The 16,537-nt window shown below is 52.1% G+C and carries 13 protein-coding genes; 10 read left to right on the forward strand and 3 right to left on the reverse strand.

Going from position 1 to position 16,537, the window contains the following annotated elements:
• The first annotated feature begins 36 nt into the window (after window positions 1-36).
• Together FW415_RS12070 and FW415_RS12075 are read left to right on the forward strand one after the other, a co-directional pair.
• Window positions 37-675, forward strand: a complete 639-nt coding sequence (locus FW415_RS12070) for a carboxypeptidase-like regulatory domain-containing protein (RefSeq protein WP_246859016.1) — start codon at window positions 37-39, stop codon at window positions 673-675.
• 31 nt (window positions 676-706) lie between these two features.
• Window positions 707-1,591: a 3-hydroxyacyl-CoA dehydrogenase family protein gene (locus FW415_RS12075; RefSeq protein WP_148385203.1), complete on the forward strand. Its 885-nt coding sequence runs from the start codon at window positions 707-709 to the stop codon at window positions 1,589-1,591.
• Here FW415_RS12075 and FW415_RS12080 read toward each other — a convergent pair.
• Window positions 1,588-2,553 carry a GlxA family transcriptional regulator gene (locus FW415_RS12080; protein ID WP_148385206.1) on the reverse strand — a complete coding sequence of 322 codons (966 nt, stop codon included), beginning with the start codon at window positions 2,551-2,553 and terminating at the stop codon, window positions 1,588-1,590. The genes FW415_RS12075 and FW415_RS12080 overlap by 4 nt on opposite strands.
• A 186-nt stretch (window positions 2,554-2,739) precedes the next feature.
• Window positions 2,740-2,949 (reverse strand): hypothetical protein, encoded by a 210-nt coding sequence (locus FW415_RS12085; protein WP_148385208.1) that lies wholly within the window; start codon window positions 2,947-2,949, stop codon window positions 2,740-2,742.
• 255 nt (window positions 2,950-3,204) lie between these two features.
• Between FW415_RS12085 and FW415_RS12090 the strand changes: the two genes are divergently transcribed.
• The 4 genes from FW415_RS12090 to FW415_RS12105 all read left to right on the forward strand — a co-directional run bounded on the left by FW415_RS12090 (window position 3,205) and on the right by FW415_RS12105 (window position 10,697).
• Entirely contained in the window at window positions 3,205-4,422 is a 1,218-nt protein-coding gene (locus tag FW415_RS12090) for an ROK family protein (RefSeq protein ID WP_148385210.1), read from the forward strand.
• A gap of 231 nt (window positions 4,423-4,653) precedes the next feature.
• Window positions 4,654-7,773, forward strand: a complete 3,120-nt coding sequence (locus FW415_RS12095; RefSeq protein ID WP_148385213.1) for a SusC/RagA family TonB-linked outer membrane protein — start codon at window positions 4,654-4,656, stop codon at window positions 7,771-7,773.
• A 19-nt stretch (window positions 7,774-7,792) separates the two neighbouring features.
• On the forward strand, window positions 7,793-9,700 hold the full coding sequence (locus tag FW415_RS12100) for a SusD/RagB family nutrient-binding outer membrane lipoprotein (RefSeq protein WP_148385216.1): 1,908 nt from the start codon (window positions 7,793-7,795) through the stop codon (window positions 9,698-9,700).
• Between the two features lie 106 nt (window positions 9,701-9,806).
• A complete protein-coding gene (locus FW415_RS12105; RefSeq protein ID WP_148385219.1) occupies window positions 9,807-10,697 on the forward strand; it encodes an aldo/keto reductase in 891 nt (296 codons plus the stop codon).
• 75 nt (window positions 10,698-10,772) lie between these two features.
• Here FW415_RS12105 and FW415_RS12110 read toward each other — a convergent pair whose 3' ends face one another.
• The gene (locus FW415_RS12110) at window positions 10,773-11,810 is read right to left on the reverse strand and encodes a LacI family DNA-binding transcriptional regulator (protein ID WP_148385221.1); all 1,038 of its coding nucleotides are present in this window, start codon (window positions 11,808-11,810) and stop codon (window positions 10,773-10,775) included.
• Window positions 11,811-12,264: 454 nt separating this feature from the next.
• On the opposite strand from FW415_RS12110, the gene FW415_RS24980 reads away from it, so the two are divergent.
• From FW415_RS24980 to uxaC, 4 genes are read left to right on the forward strand one after another with little or no spacing between them, the layout of a single operon-like run.
• Window positions 12,265-12,438: a hypothetical protein gene (locus FW415_RS24980; RefSeq protein ID WP_168208788.1), complete on the forward strand. Its 174-nt coding sequence runs from the start codon at window positions 12,265-12,267 to the stop codon at window positions 12,436-12,438.
• A 22-nt stretch (window positions 12,439-12,460) separates the two neighbouring features.
• Window positions 12,461-13,630: a glycoside hydrolase family 105 protein gene (locus FW415_RS12115; RefSeq protein WP_148385223.1), complete on the forward strand. Its 1,170-nt coding sequence runs from the start codon at window positions 12,461-12,463 to the stop codon at window positions 13,628-13,630.
• A gap of 17 nt (window positions 13,631-13,647) precedes the next feature.
• Entirely contained in the window at window positions 13,648-15,117 is a 1,470-nt protein-coding gene (locus tag FW415_RS12120) for a tagaturonate reductase (RefSeq protein WP_148385225.1), read from the forward strand.
• Complete coding sequence (uxaC, locus tag FW415_RS12125) at window positions 15,114-16,532, forward strand: glucuronate isomerase (RefSeq protein WP_148385228.1); 1,419 nt, start codon at window positions 15,114-15,116, stop codon at window positions 16,530-16,532. The genes FW415_RS12120 and uxaC overlap by 4 nt, the downstream gene beginning before the upstream one ends.
• Window positions 16,533-16,537: the final 5 nt, after the last annotated feature.

Below are 16,537 nucleotides of genomic sequence, written 5' to 3' on the forward strand. Positions count from 1 at the left end.
GTGTTTCCGAGAGGTAACATGTATCTTAGTACTTGCATGCATAAGAAACTGATCATACTATTTTCCCTGCTGATATTGCCTTTTCTTGTGAAAGCTCAGTTCCAGGCATTTAAAGACAGCATTATCCAGATCTCGGGCATCACCATGACGTCCGACAGCCTCCGTGCGATCCCGGCTGTCAGCGTCCTGGTCAAAGGGCAGGGCAGGGGCACCATCTCCAACAGCCAGGGTGTATTTTCCATTGTGGCATTCAAGGGAGATACGCTGACCTTCAGCGCGGTCGGTTTCCGGAAGAAAGATTACAAAATACCGCTGGAACTGGTGGGTAACCGCTTTTCCGTGATCCAGCTTATGTCTGAAGACACCATTTACCTCTCCGAAACGATCATCAAGCCTTACCCCACCCGCAAGGAATTTGAAAAGATGTTCGTCAGCATGGACATCCCGAACGATATGTACGAAATAGCCCGGAAGAACAATGACCAGGCACGGCTTCGGGCCCTGGCGCGCACCATTCCCGTGGACGCCGCCGGAGCATATAATGTGTACATGCAGAAACAGCAGCAATCCCTCTACTACGCTGGTCAGACGCCCCCGCAGAACATTTTCAACCCCCTGGCCTGGGCGCAGTTCATAGAATCGTGGAAGCGTGGTGATTTCAAGCGGAAGGATTAACTTTACGCCCATTCACCAAAATAGATCTCTTATGCAGAAAGTAGCTGTGATCGGCGCCGGCACTATGGGCAACGGTATCGCACACGTATTCGCGCAAAACGGTTTTACTGTTCACCTCATCGACGTATCCCAACCCGCGCTGGACAAAGCACTGGCCACCATCAGCCGGAATCTCGACCGCCAGCTGGCCAAATCAGCCATTACCGAAGTCATCAAACAACAAACGCTCTCCGGTCTGCAAACCTTTACCAGTCTCGCTGCAGGGGTGCAGAACGTTGACCTGGTTGTAGAAGCCGCTACCGAGCAAACGGAACTGAAACTCAAAATATTCCGCGAGCTGGACGAGCATACCGGTCCGGATGTGATCCTCGCTACCAATACTTCCTCCATCTCCATTACAAAGATCGCAGCAGCAACGAAGAAACCCGGTAAAGTGATCGGCATGCATTTCATGAACCCCGTACCGGTGATGAAACTCGTGGAGATCATCAACGGTTATGCTACGGAAAAAGCCGTAACAGCGCAGATAACGCATTTATCCGAACAGCTGGGCAAAGTGCCTTGTGTGGTGAATGATTATCCCGGTTTTATCGCCAACCGTATCCTGATGCCGATGATCAACGAAGCGGTATATGCATTATATGAAGGTGTGGCCGGCGTGAACGAGATCGATACGGTCATGAAACTGGGCATGGCCCATCCGATGGGACCTTTGCAGCTGGCGGATTTCATCGGGCTGGATGTGTGCCTCTCCATTCTGAAGGTGTTGCACGACGGCTTCGGTAACCAGAAATACGCGCCATGCCCGCTGCTGGTCAACATGGTCACCGCCGGATACCTTGGCGTGAAAAGCGGGGAAGGTTTTTACAAATACACGGCGGGAAGCAAGGAGCTGGTGGTGAGTGACCGGTTCTAGCCGGCGTATTTTTCCCGGTATTCTCTGGGAGACAGTCCTACGATCTTTCTGAACACCTGGCGGAAGGCCTTTGCGTCCTCATACCCCGCGTGCATCATTACACCGGTAATATTCTCCTGCCGTTGTTCCAGCAGTTTTTTGGCAGCCTCGATACGGATGCGCTGCAGGTATTCAATTGGGGTGATGCCTGTAGCGAGTTTGAAACGGCGGATAAAATTGCGCCTGCTCACCGGAAGGTCGCGGATAACCTCTTCTACGGTAATGCCTTCTTTGAAACGGCTCTCCATCCGTTGCTGGGCTTCGGATACCAGTTCATCGTGACAGGCCCGTTTCGGTTGCCAGTCCGCGAAATAGGACTGCTGATCACGGTCCATATCAATGGCGAATACCTTGGCCATTTTTATGGCGATATCCCGGTGACAGTATTTTTCCAGGATATGCAGCAATAAATGAAAAGTGGAAGTGGCGCCGCCGCTGGTATAAATGCCTCCATCGTCTGTAACAACGGCATGGGGATGTACATCTACCTGCGGGAATGCGGCGATGAGCTCATTGGCCACTGCCAGATGTGTAGTGGCTTTTTTACCGTTCAGCAGGCCCGTAGCGGCGAGCAACAGCACGCCGGAGCAAAAGGCGGCCACTTCGGCGCCGGATAGATGTTGCTGTTGCAGCCAGGGCAGAAATGCCGCATTCTCCTGCAGCGCCGCGGGCAGGGCCCCGCTCCGGAATGCCGGAATAAGAATGAGGTCGGCGCGCGGGGCTTCACTCAGGGGAAATACAGCAAGGTCTTCATGAAACATGGGCGTTTCCGCCGGATCACCCGCAGTAACCAGGTTGACCTGGAAAAAAGGTTGTCCTCCCGATTCCACATAATAGTTATTAACGGTCTGAAAAACGTCCAGAATAGCGGCTATACTGAGCGGCCGGTATTTTCGGGTGATAATAACGGATAACTGCTTCATAAACGGGAGATTGCCCTGCAAGATACTGCTTTTTTGGCCTGAATGCCCCTGAAGCGGATGATTTTGCCAGATGGTCAGGAAAGCGTTTCCGGGTATTCCAGGAGTGCAATGGCGACGCTGCTGCGGAGGGAAAACCCTGGACCGGAGATAACCCGTTGTAAAAAGCAAATGGGGGAGTGATCCCTTTTATTTCCCGTCGTTGTTTTTTTGCGGCGGTTTGCCGTCACCCGGCCCGCTGATAAACTCGTATCCGCAGAATGCGCAGTGGGTAAGCCCCGGCTGTTTTGCACTCCGCGCTCCGCAGGCGGGGCAGCCTTTTTCGGGCATGGGATGAGCCGGAGGGTCCAGCTTCAGCTTGTTGATGATGTGTTGCGGGTTGTTGCTTTCGTCCGTCATGTTGATCCTTATTTTTAGTCTATTGTTCCTGTTTATAAATATATGAAAATAATTTATTGTGTTGAATGCTTCCTTTCTTTCCGCCGGCATGATTTTTTTTGTTTTACCCTGATGCAATTTTAACTAATCTTGGTAAAGAAGCAGTACTTATTTAAGAATTATATAGAACTACTTAAATTTATTGCAGAACTTCTTTAATAATTTACAGAAGTTTCCTACATTCATGCAGCAATCATCTACTAAATCCGGAAAAATTTGTCGGACCGGCAAACACAATATAAAAGATCACTTATCAAGCATCTCTACTTCAACAAGGAATTGTCCTGTGCTGAATTGAGCCTGCTTACGGAGAAGAGTTTGCCGCATACATCAAAGGCGTTATTCGACCTGATAGAGAAGGGAGCGGTGAAGGAATCCGGTTTTGCAAATTCCACCGGAGGGCGGAGAGCGCAGGTGTATTCCATCAATCCGGATTATATGTATGTGGTGTCTGTGGCGATGGATCAGTATGTGACCCGGTTCAGCATCCTGGATATGCATAATCGCCCGGTAGGGGAGGAATATAAAATTTCGCTGAACCTTAATGCCAATGCGAATTCGCTGGTTGTGCTGGGAGAAGAGCTGAAGGATTTTATCAGCCGCTCGGGCCTGGCAAGGGATGCGATAGCAGGCATTGGCATCGGGATGCCGGGGTTTGTGGACACCACGAAGGGGATCAATCATTCCTTTCTCCAATGCGGCCGGGAAGGCATTACAGGGTACCTGGAAACATTGACCGGTTTTCGGGTGTTGATAGATAATGATTCCAGCCTGATAGCGCTGGCAGAATGCAGGCTCGGCGCTGCCCGTAACAGGCAGAATGCCATGGTGATCAATATCGGCTGGGGCATCGGGTTAGGCATGATACTGGAAGGGAGGCTGTTTCGCGGACAGAATGGATTTGCGGGAGAGTTCAGCCACATCCCTTTATTTACCAACAATAAAATATGTAATTGCGGCAAGATGGGTTGCCTGGAAACAGAGACCTCCTTGTCGGTTATAGCAGAAAAAGCCATCCAGGGCATAGCCAAAGGGAGAACAACAGTGCTGAAAGGCCTCTCTCTTGAAAATCTGGAGGAAGCAGTGAACAATATAATACGCGCTGGTGTACATGGGGACAAATATGCGGTAGAGCTGCTTTCCGAAGCAGCCTACCACATCGGCCGGGGGGTAGCGATACTCGTACATGTACTGAACCCGGGACTGGTAGTGTTGAGCGGAAGAGGGGCAATGGCGGGAAGACTGTGGATGGCCCCGATCCAGCAGGCTTTGAATGAGCATTGCATACCGAAGATCGCCGAGAATGTGGAGATCAGCGTATCATCGCTCGGTTATCAGGCGGAAAGGCTGGGCGCAGCCGCACTTGTTATGGAACATCTTGATCAGAAGATGATGAGCAGAAAAACAGACAAAAGAGATATTGAATTGATATAACGGAGAACCTTCCTGTACCACCGTGGATAAAAGCCGGTTCTCTATTATCTGATGAAGCAAAGCATGACCTGTAGTGGTCATATTATTATTTCACGTACAGCAAAATTTATCAACGTAAACGCAAAAAATCAGCAAAAGTAAACGTAAAACTTAAGGACCAAAATCAGCAAAAATGTGTGCTTTCTGCAAGGGAGGATACACGATTATTTTCCACTAACTAAATCAACGTCAATGAAAAGTTGCCTAAGCTTCGTGCTGATGGCCTTCCTGATGGCAATTTGTTGTCAGAATGTCTACGCGCAGGAGAAAAAATGGGTATCTGGCACCCTGAAAGATACTTCCGGAACACCGATAGTATTTGCCAGCATTCTTGAAAAAGGAACGACCAACCAGACCGCCTCCGACGCAAAAGGGGAATTCCGCATCCAGGTAGCGCCGGGCGCCATTCTTCAGATCAGAAGCATGGGATTTGCCACCCGTGAAGTGGAAACAGGTAGTGGCGCTTCATTGGACCTCGTACTGCAATACGCCTCTACCGGTCTGGATGAGGTGGTGGTTACCGCCCTGGGTATCAGCAGGCAGAAAAAATCACTCGGTTATGCCATGCAGGAAGTAAAGGGCAATACCCTTGTGGATGCGCGCGAGCCGAACCTTACCAATGCGCTGACAGGCGTTGTGGCAGGTTTGCAGATCATCCGCTCCAGCACCGGGCCGGCCGGTTCTTCCAAGATCAACCTCCGGGGCAATAACTCGCTCACCGGTAACAACCAGCCGCTGATCGTGGTGGATGGTATCCCGGTAGATAACTTTATCGGTGTTACAGATAAGAACAACGGCTTCTGGGACCCGTCGCTGGACATGGGTAACGGCCTGGCCGATCTGAACGCTAACGACATCGAGAACATTTCCGTGCTGAAAGGGCCGGCCGCCGCTGCATTGTACGGCAGCCGCGCAGGTAATGGCGTGATCATGATCACCACCAAGACCGGCAAAAAAACAAAAGGCCTGGGCATTACCGTTTCTCACACTATCGGTTTTGAATCCATCTTCACCAACCCGAAAACGCAGATGAGCTTCGCCCAGGGCAATAACGGCACATTTGAGCCGACTGCCGCTACGAGCTGGGGCCCGAAGATCACGGGGCAAACCGTGACCAACTGGGACGGCCAGAGCGAACAGCTGAAGGCGTATGACAATGTGGACAATTTCTACCGCACAGGGGTGAATAACAATACGAACCTGTCTTTCCAGCAACAGTTCAACAAAACATCCATCTACACCTCCCTGAACCATCTGCGGGATAAAAGCCTCATCCCCGGCACCGAACTGACCCGCACGAACCTGATGGCCAGAACGGTGAGCAATTTCGGGAACGATGACCGCTGGACGACGGATTTCAAAGTACAATATTCCAATGCGGAAGCACTGAACAGGCCAGCCGCCGGTGTGAATAACCGCAACTACTCTTCCCTGTTGTACAACATGCCGGTATCGATGGACGTTACGCAGTTCAAAGACCCGGTAGACCAGTATAACAACATGCGCTGGTTTGGTATCGGCAACCAGGTGAACCCCTACTGGGCAACCCAGTATCACCTGAACCAGGACGCGAGGGACCGTTTCATCATGAACGGTACCATCAAATACCGTTTCGCCAGCTGGCTGGATGCTGAAATAAAAGGCGGTGCGGATAAATATACCACCAGCCTGGAGAACAAAACCTATGCAGGCAGCCCCCTGGCCGCCAACGGCAGCTATCTGACCGGGAAGTACACCTTTACCGAACTGAACTACAGCACCCTGATCACCGCGAAGAAAGACAACCTTTTCGGTAAGCTCGGTGGTGCAGTGAGCGTGGGGGGCAACCTGATGCAGCAAAAATCATCCAGGCTTGTGAATAACGCCATTAACCTGGTAGTGCCTAATCTGTTCTCTGTAAAGAATGTTTCCGGCTCGCTGTCGCTAACGGATGAAATGACGGAACAGCGTATCAATTCCGTATATGGTACGTTCGGTCTTAACTGGGACGGCTTCCTGTTCCTGGATGCGACCATGAGGAATGACTGGGCGTCTACGCTGTCCGAGGCTAATCAATCTTATTTTTATCCTTCTGTTAGCTTGTCTTATGTCTTTACAGAATCCTTCGATGGCCTTCCTTCCTGGCTGAGCTTTGGCAAGGTGCGCGGTTCTTTTGCTGCTGTGGGCAATAGCTTGCCGCCTTATGAAATATATAACTACTATACCATAACGCCTGATCCGAACCAGAACCCGGTGGCGGCAAGACACAATACGCTGTTTGACCCGAATGTCAGAAGTGAGCTGGTGAAATCCATTGAAGTGGGTACAGAGTTGCGCTTTGTTAACAACAGGTTTGGTGTGGACTTCGCCTTTTACAAGAACAATGCTACCCGTCAGTTGATCGATCTGCCGATGGACCCGGGAAGCGGATACGAATTCCGCAAGATCAACGCCGGTGATATCGAGAACAAAGGCTTTGAGATCGCAGTGGATGCCAGGGTGATCGAAAGCCGTGGCGGTTTCAACTGGAACCTGGCCGCCAATTTCTCCCGCAACCGCAATATGATCAATGACATCCTGAGCAGCGAAGGCGTGAACCGCTATCAGCTGGGAGGTTTTGACGCGGTATCCATACTGGCGGCTACCGGTGCTTTGTACGGCGAGATCTACGGCAGCAAATTCCTGCGCGTGACGGATGACAAAAGCGAGCATTACGGTAAACTGCTGCTGAGCTCTTCCGGCCTGCCGCAGATGGGTGAGCAGAACGCACGCCTCGGCAACCAGCAGGCGAAAGCCCTGATAGGCATTACCAATACCTTCGGCTACAAGGACTTCACTCTTTCCTTCCTCGTGGACGGACGTTTTGGCGGAGACATGTTCTCCACCACGCATACGCTGATGCAAAGGAATGGTACCGCGGACATTACCGCTCCCGGTGGTGAAAGGCCGGATATGGTCGTGGATGGCGTGATCGATGCAGGTGGCGGCAACTACGTGCAGAACACCCAGACGATCACCACCCAGCAATACTGGAACGCTGCGGCCGGATTGAATAACCTTGGTATCACAGAACTGAATATCTACGATGCGTCCAACATCAGGTTGAGGAATGTACAGCTGAATTACAACTTCCCGCAGCGTTTGCTCGCAAAAACCGCGATCAAGAGTGCGAGGATCGGGCTTTCCTGCAACAACGTATGGCTCATTTCCAGCCATATGCGCGGCCTGGACCCGGAATCGGTGATGGCAATCGGAACGAACGCTACCGGCTTCGAAAATGGTGCGCCTCCAACTACCCGTACTTTTCTGGCCAACGTAAGTCTCAGTTTCTAATCTTAAACAGAAAATTGTCATGAAAAAATTAATCATAAAATCAGGCTGGCTGTTATCGGCGATCGTGATGATGGCTTCCTGTAAAAAGTTCGATGAGATCAATACCAATCCCAAGACCGCTACGGAGGACCAGGTACAGGTGGAGTATTTCATCAATAACGCGATCATCAGTGCGCAGATGGACCCGCATATTGCGGAACGTGCATTCGTGCTGTATTGGAAAACAGCATCAAGGCAGCATCTCAGCGGCGGCTTGTCCTCCGGTGCGGTAGACGATGGCTGGAGCACGGACTATTACCGTTATGTATCCACCTGGCTGAATCACATTTATACCGGCATTCAGCTGGCGGATAAAAAGATCGCCAGTGGCGACATCAAGGAGTACACCGGAAACCTGAAACAGGTGGCCCGCATCTGGCGCGCTTACCTGTTAAGCGAGTTGGCGGATAACTTCGGCCCCATCCCGATCCAGGCGTATGAAGGTGTCAATCCGGACTTCGTGGATGTAAAGACCGTGTATTATTTCATGCTGGACGAGTTGAAAGATGCAGGCGCCAAGCTGGATGAAGCTGTGGTGAATACCGAGGCGCTGCAGAAGCTGGACCCCGCCTACGGATACAACTACACGAAGTGGAAAAGGTTTGCAGCCTCGCTGAGAATGCGCCTGGCCATGCGCCTGTCTGAAGTAGACGCAGCGAAAGCAAAGGATGAGTTCGAAGCGGCAGCAGCGCTGCCGGTGATCACCGATATGGTAGATGCCTTCCAGGTGGCCGAGAAAGGCGGCTGGGATCCGCTGACCGGTGTGATGAGCCGCGAATGGAATGCCCAGATACTTTCTACAACAATGGAGAATATCTATACCGGTCTTGGTGGCGTAAAAACCGAAGATCAGCTGAATGCTTCTTACCATACATATATCCGCGATGCGGATTGGGCAGGGTTGAGGCTGACAGATCATTTCTCTACCATGACGAATGATCCGTATGCAGGTTTCTGGTTCGATGGTATTCCAAATACCCTGGACCCCCGCGCCCTCAAAACCTTCATCCTCCCCGGCGATTTCACCAACCCGGATTTCAGCAAATATCCCAGCTACAGCCAGGTGACCTGGGAACAGACCAAGCGGAACCTGGTGGATGGCAGCAACAATGTAGTGAAAGAGCTCGAAGCCAAATTCACCTGGAACGGCTCCAATGCCGGTGCATGGGGCACCAAAGGCGCGCGCAACCAATGGCGCGGGTATGCCGGTGCGGCACCCAGGCTGTCGCATGATTTCAGGACCAGCACGTCCAAACGCATCTTCTTCGCTCCCTGGGAAACCTATTTCCTGATGGCGGAAGCCGCCGTAAGAGGATGGACGGTGCCGATGTCCGGCAAAGCAGCGTATGAAGCAGGTATTACATCCAGCTTCGAATACTGGGGCGTCAGCAGCTTCCTCGGCGCTTACCTTGCTTCCACCGACTACAGCAAAACCGGTACTTCCGTTAGCTGGGACCATACCACAGAACCTCCTGCTACTTACAACATGAACTTCCGTGACGGTTATACCAATACTGCCGGAACAGTGGCCATCAAATACCCGGTCAACAACCTGTATATGAACGGTACGGTGAAGAATGACCTGTTGACAAAGATCATCACGCAGAAGTACATTGCGCAGGTGCCCTGGTTGCCGCTGGAAAGCTGGAACGATTTCCGCAGGCTGGGTCTTCCTTTCATGGAGAATCCCAATGTGGAAGAGCCGCTGGTAACATTGCCGGACCTCAATGCGTCCAATTACATGACCAGCAATGTGAAATTCTTTCCGCAACGTCTCGCTTATCCTTCTTCATTGAAAAATACCAACGCAGAAGGTTATCAGCAGGCGGTAGGGTTCCTTGGCGGGCCTGATGCCGTGCTGACGCCGCTCTGGTGGGCAAAACACTAGCCAGCTTTAGTATTTAAACGCTGACCACAAAGGCCAAAAGGGCTTCTTGTGGTCAGTTTTTTTATTTTAGTGGTGCAGTATTTGATGACATTAACCCAAAAACACCATGAATTACAATGCACTCGGCAATTCTTATCTGAAGATCAGTGAAGTATCGTTTGGCTGTATGTCCATAGACCGCGATGAAACCGCGGCCATACCGCTCATCCGCCGCGCGGTTGACCTGGGGATCAATTACTTCGATACGGCGGACCTCTATGATAAAGGGCTTAATGAATCCATACTGGGCAAAGCGCTCGACGGTATCCGCGACCAGGTGGTGATCGCCACCAAAGTGGGCAACCAGTGGCGGCCGGATGGCAGCGGGTGGGACTGGAACCCCGGCAAAGATTACATTCTCTCCGCCGTTGAGGCCAGCCTGAAGCGTTTGCGAACGGACCATATCGACCTGTACCAGTTGCACGGCGGCACCATCGATGACCCGATCGATGAAACCATCGAAGCATTTGAATCCCTCGTAAAGGCCGGAAAGATCCGGTATTACGGCATATCATCCATCCGCCCGAATGTTATCAGGGAATACATCAAACGTTCCAATATCGTCAGTGTAATGATGCAATACAGTTTGCTGGACCGGCGGCCGGAGGTCTCCTGCCTGCAACTGCTGGAACAGCATAACATCGGTGTACTCGCCAGGGGCAGTGTTGCCCGGGGGCTGCTGGTGGATAAACCGGCGGAGCCTTATCTCGATTATACCGCCGAACAGGTGCAGCTGGCCAGGGAAGCCATTGCCGCGGCATCAGGCCCGGAAAGGTTGCCTTCACAGACAGCCATCCAGTATGTACTGAAACATCCCGCGGTCGTTTCTGCTGTTGTGGGCATCCGTACCCCGCAGCAACTGGAAGAGGCGGCTATGGCTGTAAAAAGACTTGATGCGATGGAATATGAAGCGCTGACGCGCGCCGTGCCGGTAAAGGATTATACGGCGCATCTCTGATCATCTCCGTTGTAAGGAACAATATCCGGGAAACGTATATTTCAGGAGGGAAGCAGCCGTGTGTGGCAATGCCATTCAGGATGTTGCTAACGCGGAAGATTCACGGATAATAAGGCTGCTCGGCAACACCCTGTTCTCGAAATCCGTGACGGGCCGTTTACTTTCGATCATCCGGATCAGCAGTTCCGTTGCGCTTTGCCCGATCTCGAATGCCGGCTGCCGGATCACGCTCACCGGCGGTGTGAAAAGTTCTGCCAGGTTGGTATTGGTGAAACCGATGAAACCTACCTGCTTGTATTTCCGGGCTACATTCTTCAATGCGCTGAGCGTTACCGTCGTGAGCCGGTCCCCTGCCGTAAAGATGGCATCTACCGTGGGCCTCGACTGAAAAAGATGCTCCACTGCCTGCTCCACTTCATCATAGATCATGCCCCCGTGATTGCAATGCTTTACCAGCCCCGCATCATAAGCGATGTTGTACTGCTCCAGCGCATCCTTGTATCCCTGCAGCCGTTCGCGCGTAATGGAAAGATTGCTGGTGCTGGTGATATGCGCGATCTTTTTAAAACCCTGCGATATCAAATGCTCCGTGGCATGGAAGGCACCGAAATAATTATCCGCCGTTACACGATGCGTATCAATTTCATCCGTTACCCGGTCGAATTGTACGATGGGAAATCCTTTATCATGCAGTTGCTTCAGATAGGAAAGGTCAGTCGTTTCGCAGGAGAGCGAAAGCAGCAGCCCGTCAACCGACCGGGATACCAGGTGCTGGATATTCACCATTTCCCGCTCTTTTGATTCATGTGTTTGTGTGATGATAACGTGATACCCGTTATTATAGGCAATGGACTCTATTCCGTTGATGGCCTGGGAGAAGAAGTTATTGGCGATCTCTGAAACCACCACGCCGATAGCCTTGCTGCGCTGCTCTTTGAGGCTGAGGGCAATGGGATTGGGGCGGTAGTTCATCCGCTCGGCATACTCCATGACCAGTTTCTTTGTTTCTGCAGAAATCTCGTAACGTCCCCGTAAAGCCCTGGATACCGTGGAAGTAGAGAGGTTAAGGGCTTTGGCAATATCTTTTATGGTGATTGCGTCGTCGAATTTCATATCTGGATCAAACGTGGTCTGTACGTAAAATAAGAAATTAATCGAACTCCACCTGCTTTTTGTAACAGCTACGCTTTCCCGCAGCCTTATGCAATCGTTCCCGACAACGATTGCATAAATAAAGTCGCCGGTCTGCGGCCATCGTGATGAATTAATATGTACACTTGCCTTACCACGTTTTATCAACCTTCCACATATGAAACTGATATTATCCGCTAATAACTTCAACACATGCTTTAATACAAACACAGTGAACAGGCTCGCTGCCTGCCAAATCAAACGGTGCCTGCAAAATTCCGGGTGTTTTGCACCCGGTGCAGGGCCGGAAAGATCAAATATGAACAGATGAAACATTACAGCCCTGTTATTCCAGTTATATTCCCCTTCATCTTGTGTAAACACTACCCGGAAGGGGCGCCGGTGTCCGCTGCCCCGGACATCGCTTTTTCAAAACGTGAACAATGCCCGGATGACGGTGTTGGGAGCTTACAGCTCCCTCACCGGCGACCAGGGGTGCTGCACTATGGTATTGCGGCCATCCGGTTCCGGTGCGGCCACAGCCGGTAATAGTGGTCTTATCGATTCCCCCGGCGGGCTATTGGCGGAAACAGTTCCGGCCGGCGAATGATGGCATAAAACTTATTGAACTGATGTTGACAGCTAAACGATACAGTGTATTATGCTGGCTGCTGCTCTGCACATGGAACGTGCAGGCGCAGGAAAGGTCCATGGCGAAGGAAATGGCGGCTACGGTCATGCATATATGGAAAGACTCCCTCTCCATGCATCCCGGAAGACCTGTTAAATGGACTTATGACCAGGGCGTAGTATTACGCGGTATCGAAGGGCTCTGGCGCCGCACGGGAGATACGGCTTACCTGGCTTACATCCGGAAGTGCATGGACCATTTCGTGCAGCCGGACGGGAGCATCCGCACCTATAAACAACAGGATTACAATATCGATAACGTGATGCCCGGCCGCAATTTGCTGCTGCTTTACCAGGTAACGGGCGGGGAAAAATACCGCAAAGCGGTGGACATACTGCGCAGCCAGCTGGCCACGCATCCCCGCACAAAAGCAGGAGGTTTCTGGCACAAAAAGATCTATCCCTGGCAGATGTGGCTGGACGGCCTGTATATGGCGCAGCCCTTCTATGCGGAATATGCCGTGGCGTTCCGGGAAGATACCATCTTCCATGATATCACCCGGCAGTTCGTACTGATGGAACAGGTGTCCCGCGATGCCCGCACAGGCCTGCTGTATCACGGATATGACGAATCGCGCCGGCAAAAATGGGCCGACCCGGTTACGGGCCGCTCCCCGCATTTCTGGGGCAGGGCAATGGGATGGTATGGCATGGCCCTCGTGGATGCGCTGGAACATTTTCCCGCTACGCATCCCGGTAAAGCGCAGCTGACCGCTATACTCAACAGGCTGGCCGTAGCGGTGACAAAATACCAGGATAAAAAAACGGGCCTTTGGTGGGATATCGTCGATCTGCCCGACAAAGCAAAGAATTACCGGGAAGCCTCCGCTTCCGCCATGTTCGTGTACACGCTGGCGAAAGGCGTACGGCTGGGGCTGTTGCCGGCAAAGTATAAAAAGGTGGCTGCAAAAGCCTATCAGGGCATTATCCGTGAGTTCGTGAAAAAAGACGAACAGAGATATGTCCACCTGCATGGCACGGTAAGCGTGTCCGGCCTCGGCGGCAATCCTTACCGCGATGGCAGCTTTGATTATTATATGAGTGAAAAGGTGGTAGTGGATGACCCCAAAGGAGTAGGGTCTTTTCTGCAGGCCGCCAATGAAATGGAGTAAATATTAACCGGAGGAGTATGATCCTGTCTCGTTTTACATTAAAGAACATTGTGCCGGGCGCACTGGAAGTACCGGATGGATCGCTCTTCAGCCTGCCGGAAAAAGTTTTGCAATTCGGTACCGGCGTATTGCTGAGGGGACTGCCGGATGATTATATCGACAAAGCCAACCGGAAAGGGATCTTCAACGGAAGGATCGTGATCGTCAAGTCCACCGCACAGGGCGATACAACTGCTTTTGAGCAGCAGGACAACCTGTACACGCTTTGCGTACGGGGCATCAGGAACGGGGAAAAGATCGAAGAGAACAGGATCAATTCCGCGATCAGCCGTGTGCTCAATGCGCAGAGCGATTGGGAGCAGATACTGGAATGTGCGCATGACAGCGATATGCAGGTGATCATTTCCAATACCACAGAAGTAGGCATTCACTTGGTGAATGACGATATCCGCCGCCATCCGCCTGTTTCTTTTCCCGGCAAGCTGCTGGCATTTTTGTACGAACGCTTCCGCGCCTTCGACGGTAGCCCGCATAGCGGCATGGTGATCGTACCCACGGAACTGGTAGAGAACAACGGGAAGAAGCTGGAATCTATCGTATTGGAACTGGCACATCTCAACAGCCTGCCGGAGGAATTCATAGAGTGGCTGGAGCAGTACAATCATTTCTGCAATTCGCTGGTAGACCGTATTGTGCCGGGCTGGCCGGATGCGGAAAAGCAGGCGGCGCTGGAAGCGGAGTTCGGTTACCGGGACAAGCTGCTTTGCATGGCCGAAGCCTACAGTCTCTGGGCGATCGAAGGAAATGAGCACATCCGGAAAGTACTGGGTTTTGCGGAAGCGAATGAGGAGATCGTTATCGTGCCGGACATCAGCCTGCATCGTGAGCTGAAGCTCCGCCTGCTGAACGGAACGCATACCCTCAGCTGCGGTCCCGCTTTCCTGGCGGGAATTGACACCGTGAAGGAAGCAACGGATGATCCCGTGCTGTCTGTTTTTATACAGGACCTCATGCTGCAGGAATTGGCGCCGGCGATCCCTTACGGGGTGGAACCGGCCGTAGCGGCTGCTTTTGGCAACAGCGTGCTGGACCGTTTCCGGAACCCGAACATCCGTCATCTCTGGAAAAGCATTACCGCACAATACAGTTCAAAAATGAAAATGCGCTGCATCCCGCTGCTGCTGCATCATTACAGATCGAACACCACACCGCCGCCTTTGTTTGCCTTCGGCTTTGCGGCGTACCTGTGGTTCATGAAAGGAGAAACACATGCCGTAACAGATGATCAGGCCCCTGTTTTCAGCAAGCGCTGGAAATCCCTGTCTACAGAAGAGCTGGTGTTGCAGACGCTGACGGACAAGGCTTTCTGGGAAACCGACCTGACTTTGCTGCCCGGATTTTATACCGCTGTCGTTACCCACCTGCAGGCCATGATGCAGTCCGGTGTAAAGGCAGCCCTGCAAAAACATACCGTACAAGCTATATGAAACAGTTCCTGGACGAGCATTTTTTACTGGAGACACCAACAGCGCAAAGGCTGTATCACGATTTTGCGAAGCAGATGCCGGTGATCGATTATCATTGTCACCTGCCACCGGACCAGATCGCCGGTGATATCAATTTTCCCAATCTCACTCAAGCCTGGCTGTATGGCGATCATTACAAATGGCGCGCCATGCGTACGAATGGCATTCCCGAACGCTTTTGCACCGGGGATGCGAAGGATGAGGAAAAGTTCGCCAAATGGGCGGAGACCGTGCCCTTCACCATGCGTAATCCCCTGTATCACTGGACGCACCTGGAACTGCAGCGTTACTTTGATGTGCATGATATCCTCAACGAACGCTCTGCCGCCGCGATCTACGAAGCCTGCACCGCAAAGCTGCAGACCGCCGAATATTCCGTGCGGAACCTGCTGCGGAAGATGAACGTAAAGGTCGTTTGCACAACCGATGATCCTGCGGACACGCTGGAACATCATCAGAAGATCAGGGAGGAAAATATGGATATCCGCGTATTGCCTGCATTCCGGCCGGACAAAGCGATGGCCGTGGAAGATCCTGCATCCTTCAATCAATACATCTCCCGGCTGGAAGCTGTGTCCGGTATCGCCGTTTCCGATTACCGGCATTACCTGGACGCATTGAAACAGCGGCATGATTTCTTCGCATCGATGGGCTGCTCCGTATCTGATCATGGGCTCGAAAGGATCTACGCGGACGACTATACGGAGCAGGAAGTGACGGCGGCTTTTTCAAAGATCCGTGCCGGAAAGGCCTTGTCCGCGGAGGAGCAGTCAACATTCAAATCCGCCATGCTGGTAGTGTTTGCGCAGTGGGACCATGAAAAAGGATGGGTGCAGCAATATCACCTCGGGGCTTTACGCAATAACAACTCCCGGATGTTGCGGCAGCTGGGCCCGGATACGGGCTGGGATTCGATCGGGGATTTCTCCCAGGCCGCAGCCCTCGCCCGTTTCCTCAACCGCCTGGATGCAAATGATCAGTTGACAAAGACCATCATCTACAATCTCAATCCCGCCGATAACGAACTGATGGCTACCATGACGGGGAATTTCAATGACGGGAGCTTCCCCGGCAAAGTGCAGTTCGGCTCCGCCTGGTGGTTCCTGGACCAGAAGGACGGTATGGTACGCCAGCTGAATGCCCTGAGCAATATGGGCTTGCTGAGCAGGTTTGTGGGCATGCTCACCGATTCGCGCAGTTTTCTTTCCTATCCCCGTCATGAATATTTCCGCCGCATCCTCTGCAATCTGCTGGGAGAGGAGATCGAGAAAGGAGAACTGCCCAATGATATCACCTGGGTAGGCAGCATGGTGGAGCAGATATGTTACTTCAATGCCGTACGGTACTTTAACTGGAACAAGGTTGTTATACAGTGAACACG

The sequence above is a fragment of the Chitinophaga sp. XS-30 genome (genome assembly GCF_008086345.1).
In the GTDB taxonomy this organism is placed as follows: domain Bacteria; phylum Bacteroidota; class Bacteroidia; order Chitinophagales; family Chitinophagaceae; genus Chitinophaga.

Coding starts and splice junctions, on each gene's coding strand:
- FW415_RS12105 (WP_148385219.1), top strand. CDS start 9,807: ATGAATTACAATGCACTCGGCAATTCTTATCTGAAGATCAGTGAAGTA.
- FW415_RS12070 (WP_246859016.1), top strand. CDS start 37: ATGCATAAGAAACTGATCATACTATTTTCCCTGCTGATATTGCCTTTT.
- FW415_RS12075 (WP_148385203.1), top strand. CDS start 707: ATGCAGAAAGTAGCTGTGATCGGCGCCGGCACTATGGGCAACGGTATC.
- FW415_RS12085 (WP_148385208.1), bottom strand. CDS start 2,949: ATGACGGACGAAAGCAACAACCCGCAACACATCATCAACAAGCTGAAG.
- FW415_RS12115 (WP_148385223.1), top strand. CDS start 12,461: ATGTTGACAGCTAAACGATACAGTGTATTATGCTGGCTGCTGCTCTGC.
- FW415_RS12080 (WP_148385206.1), bottom strand. CDS start 2,553: ATGAAGCAGTTATCCGTTATTATCACCCGAAAATACCGGCCGCTCAGT.
- FW415_RS12110 (WP_148385221.1), bottom strand. CDS start 11,810: ATGAAATTCGACGACGCAATCACCATAAAAGATATTGCCAAAGCCCTT.
- FW415_RS12100 (WP_148385216.1), top strand. CDS start 7,793: ATGAAAAAATTAATCATAAAATCAGGCTGGCTGTTATCGGCGATCGTG.
- FW415_RS12095 (WP_148385213.1), top strand. CDS start 4,654: ATGAAAAGTTGCCTAAGCTTCGTGCTGATGGCCTTCCTGATGGCAATT.
- FW415_RS12120 (WP_148385225.1), top strand. CDS start 13,648: ATGATCCTGTCTCGTTTTACATTAAAGAACATTGTGCCGGGCGCACTG.
- uxaC (WP_148385228.1), top strand. CDS start 15,114: ATGAAACAGTTCCTGGACGAGCATTTTTTACTGGAGACACCAACAGCG.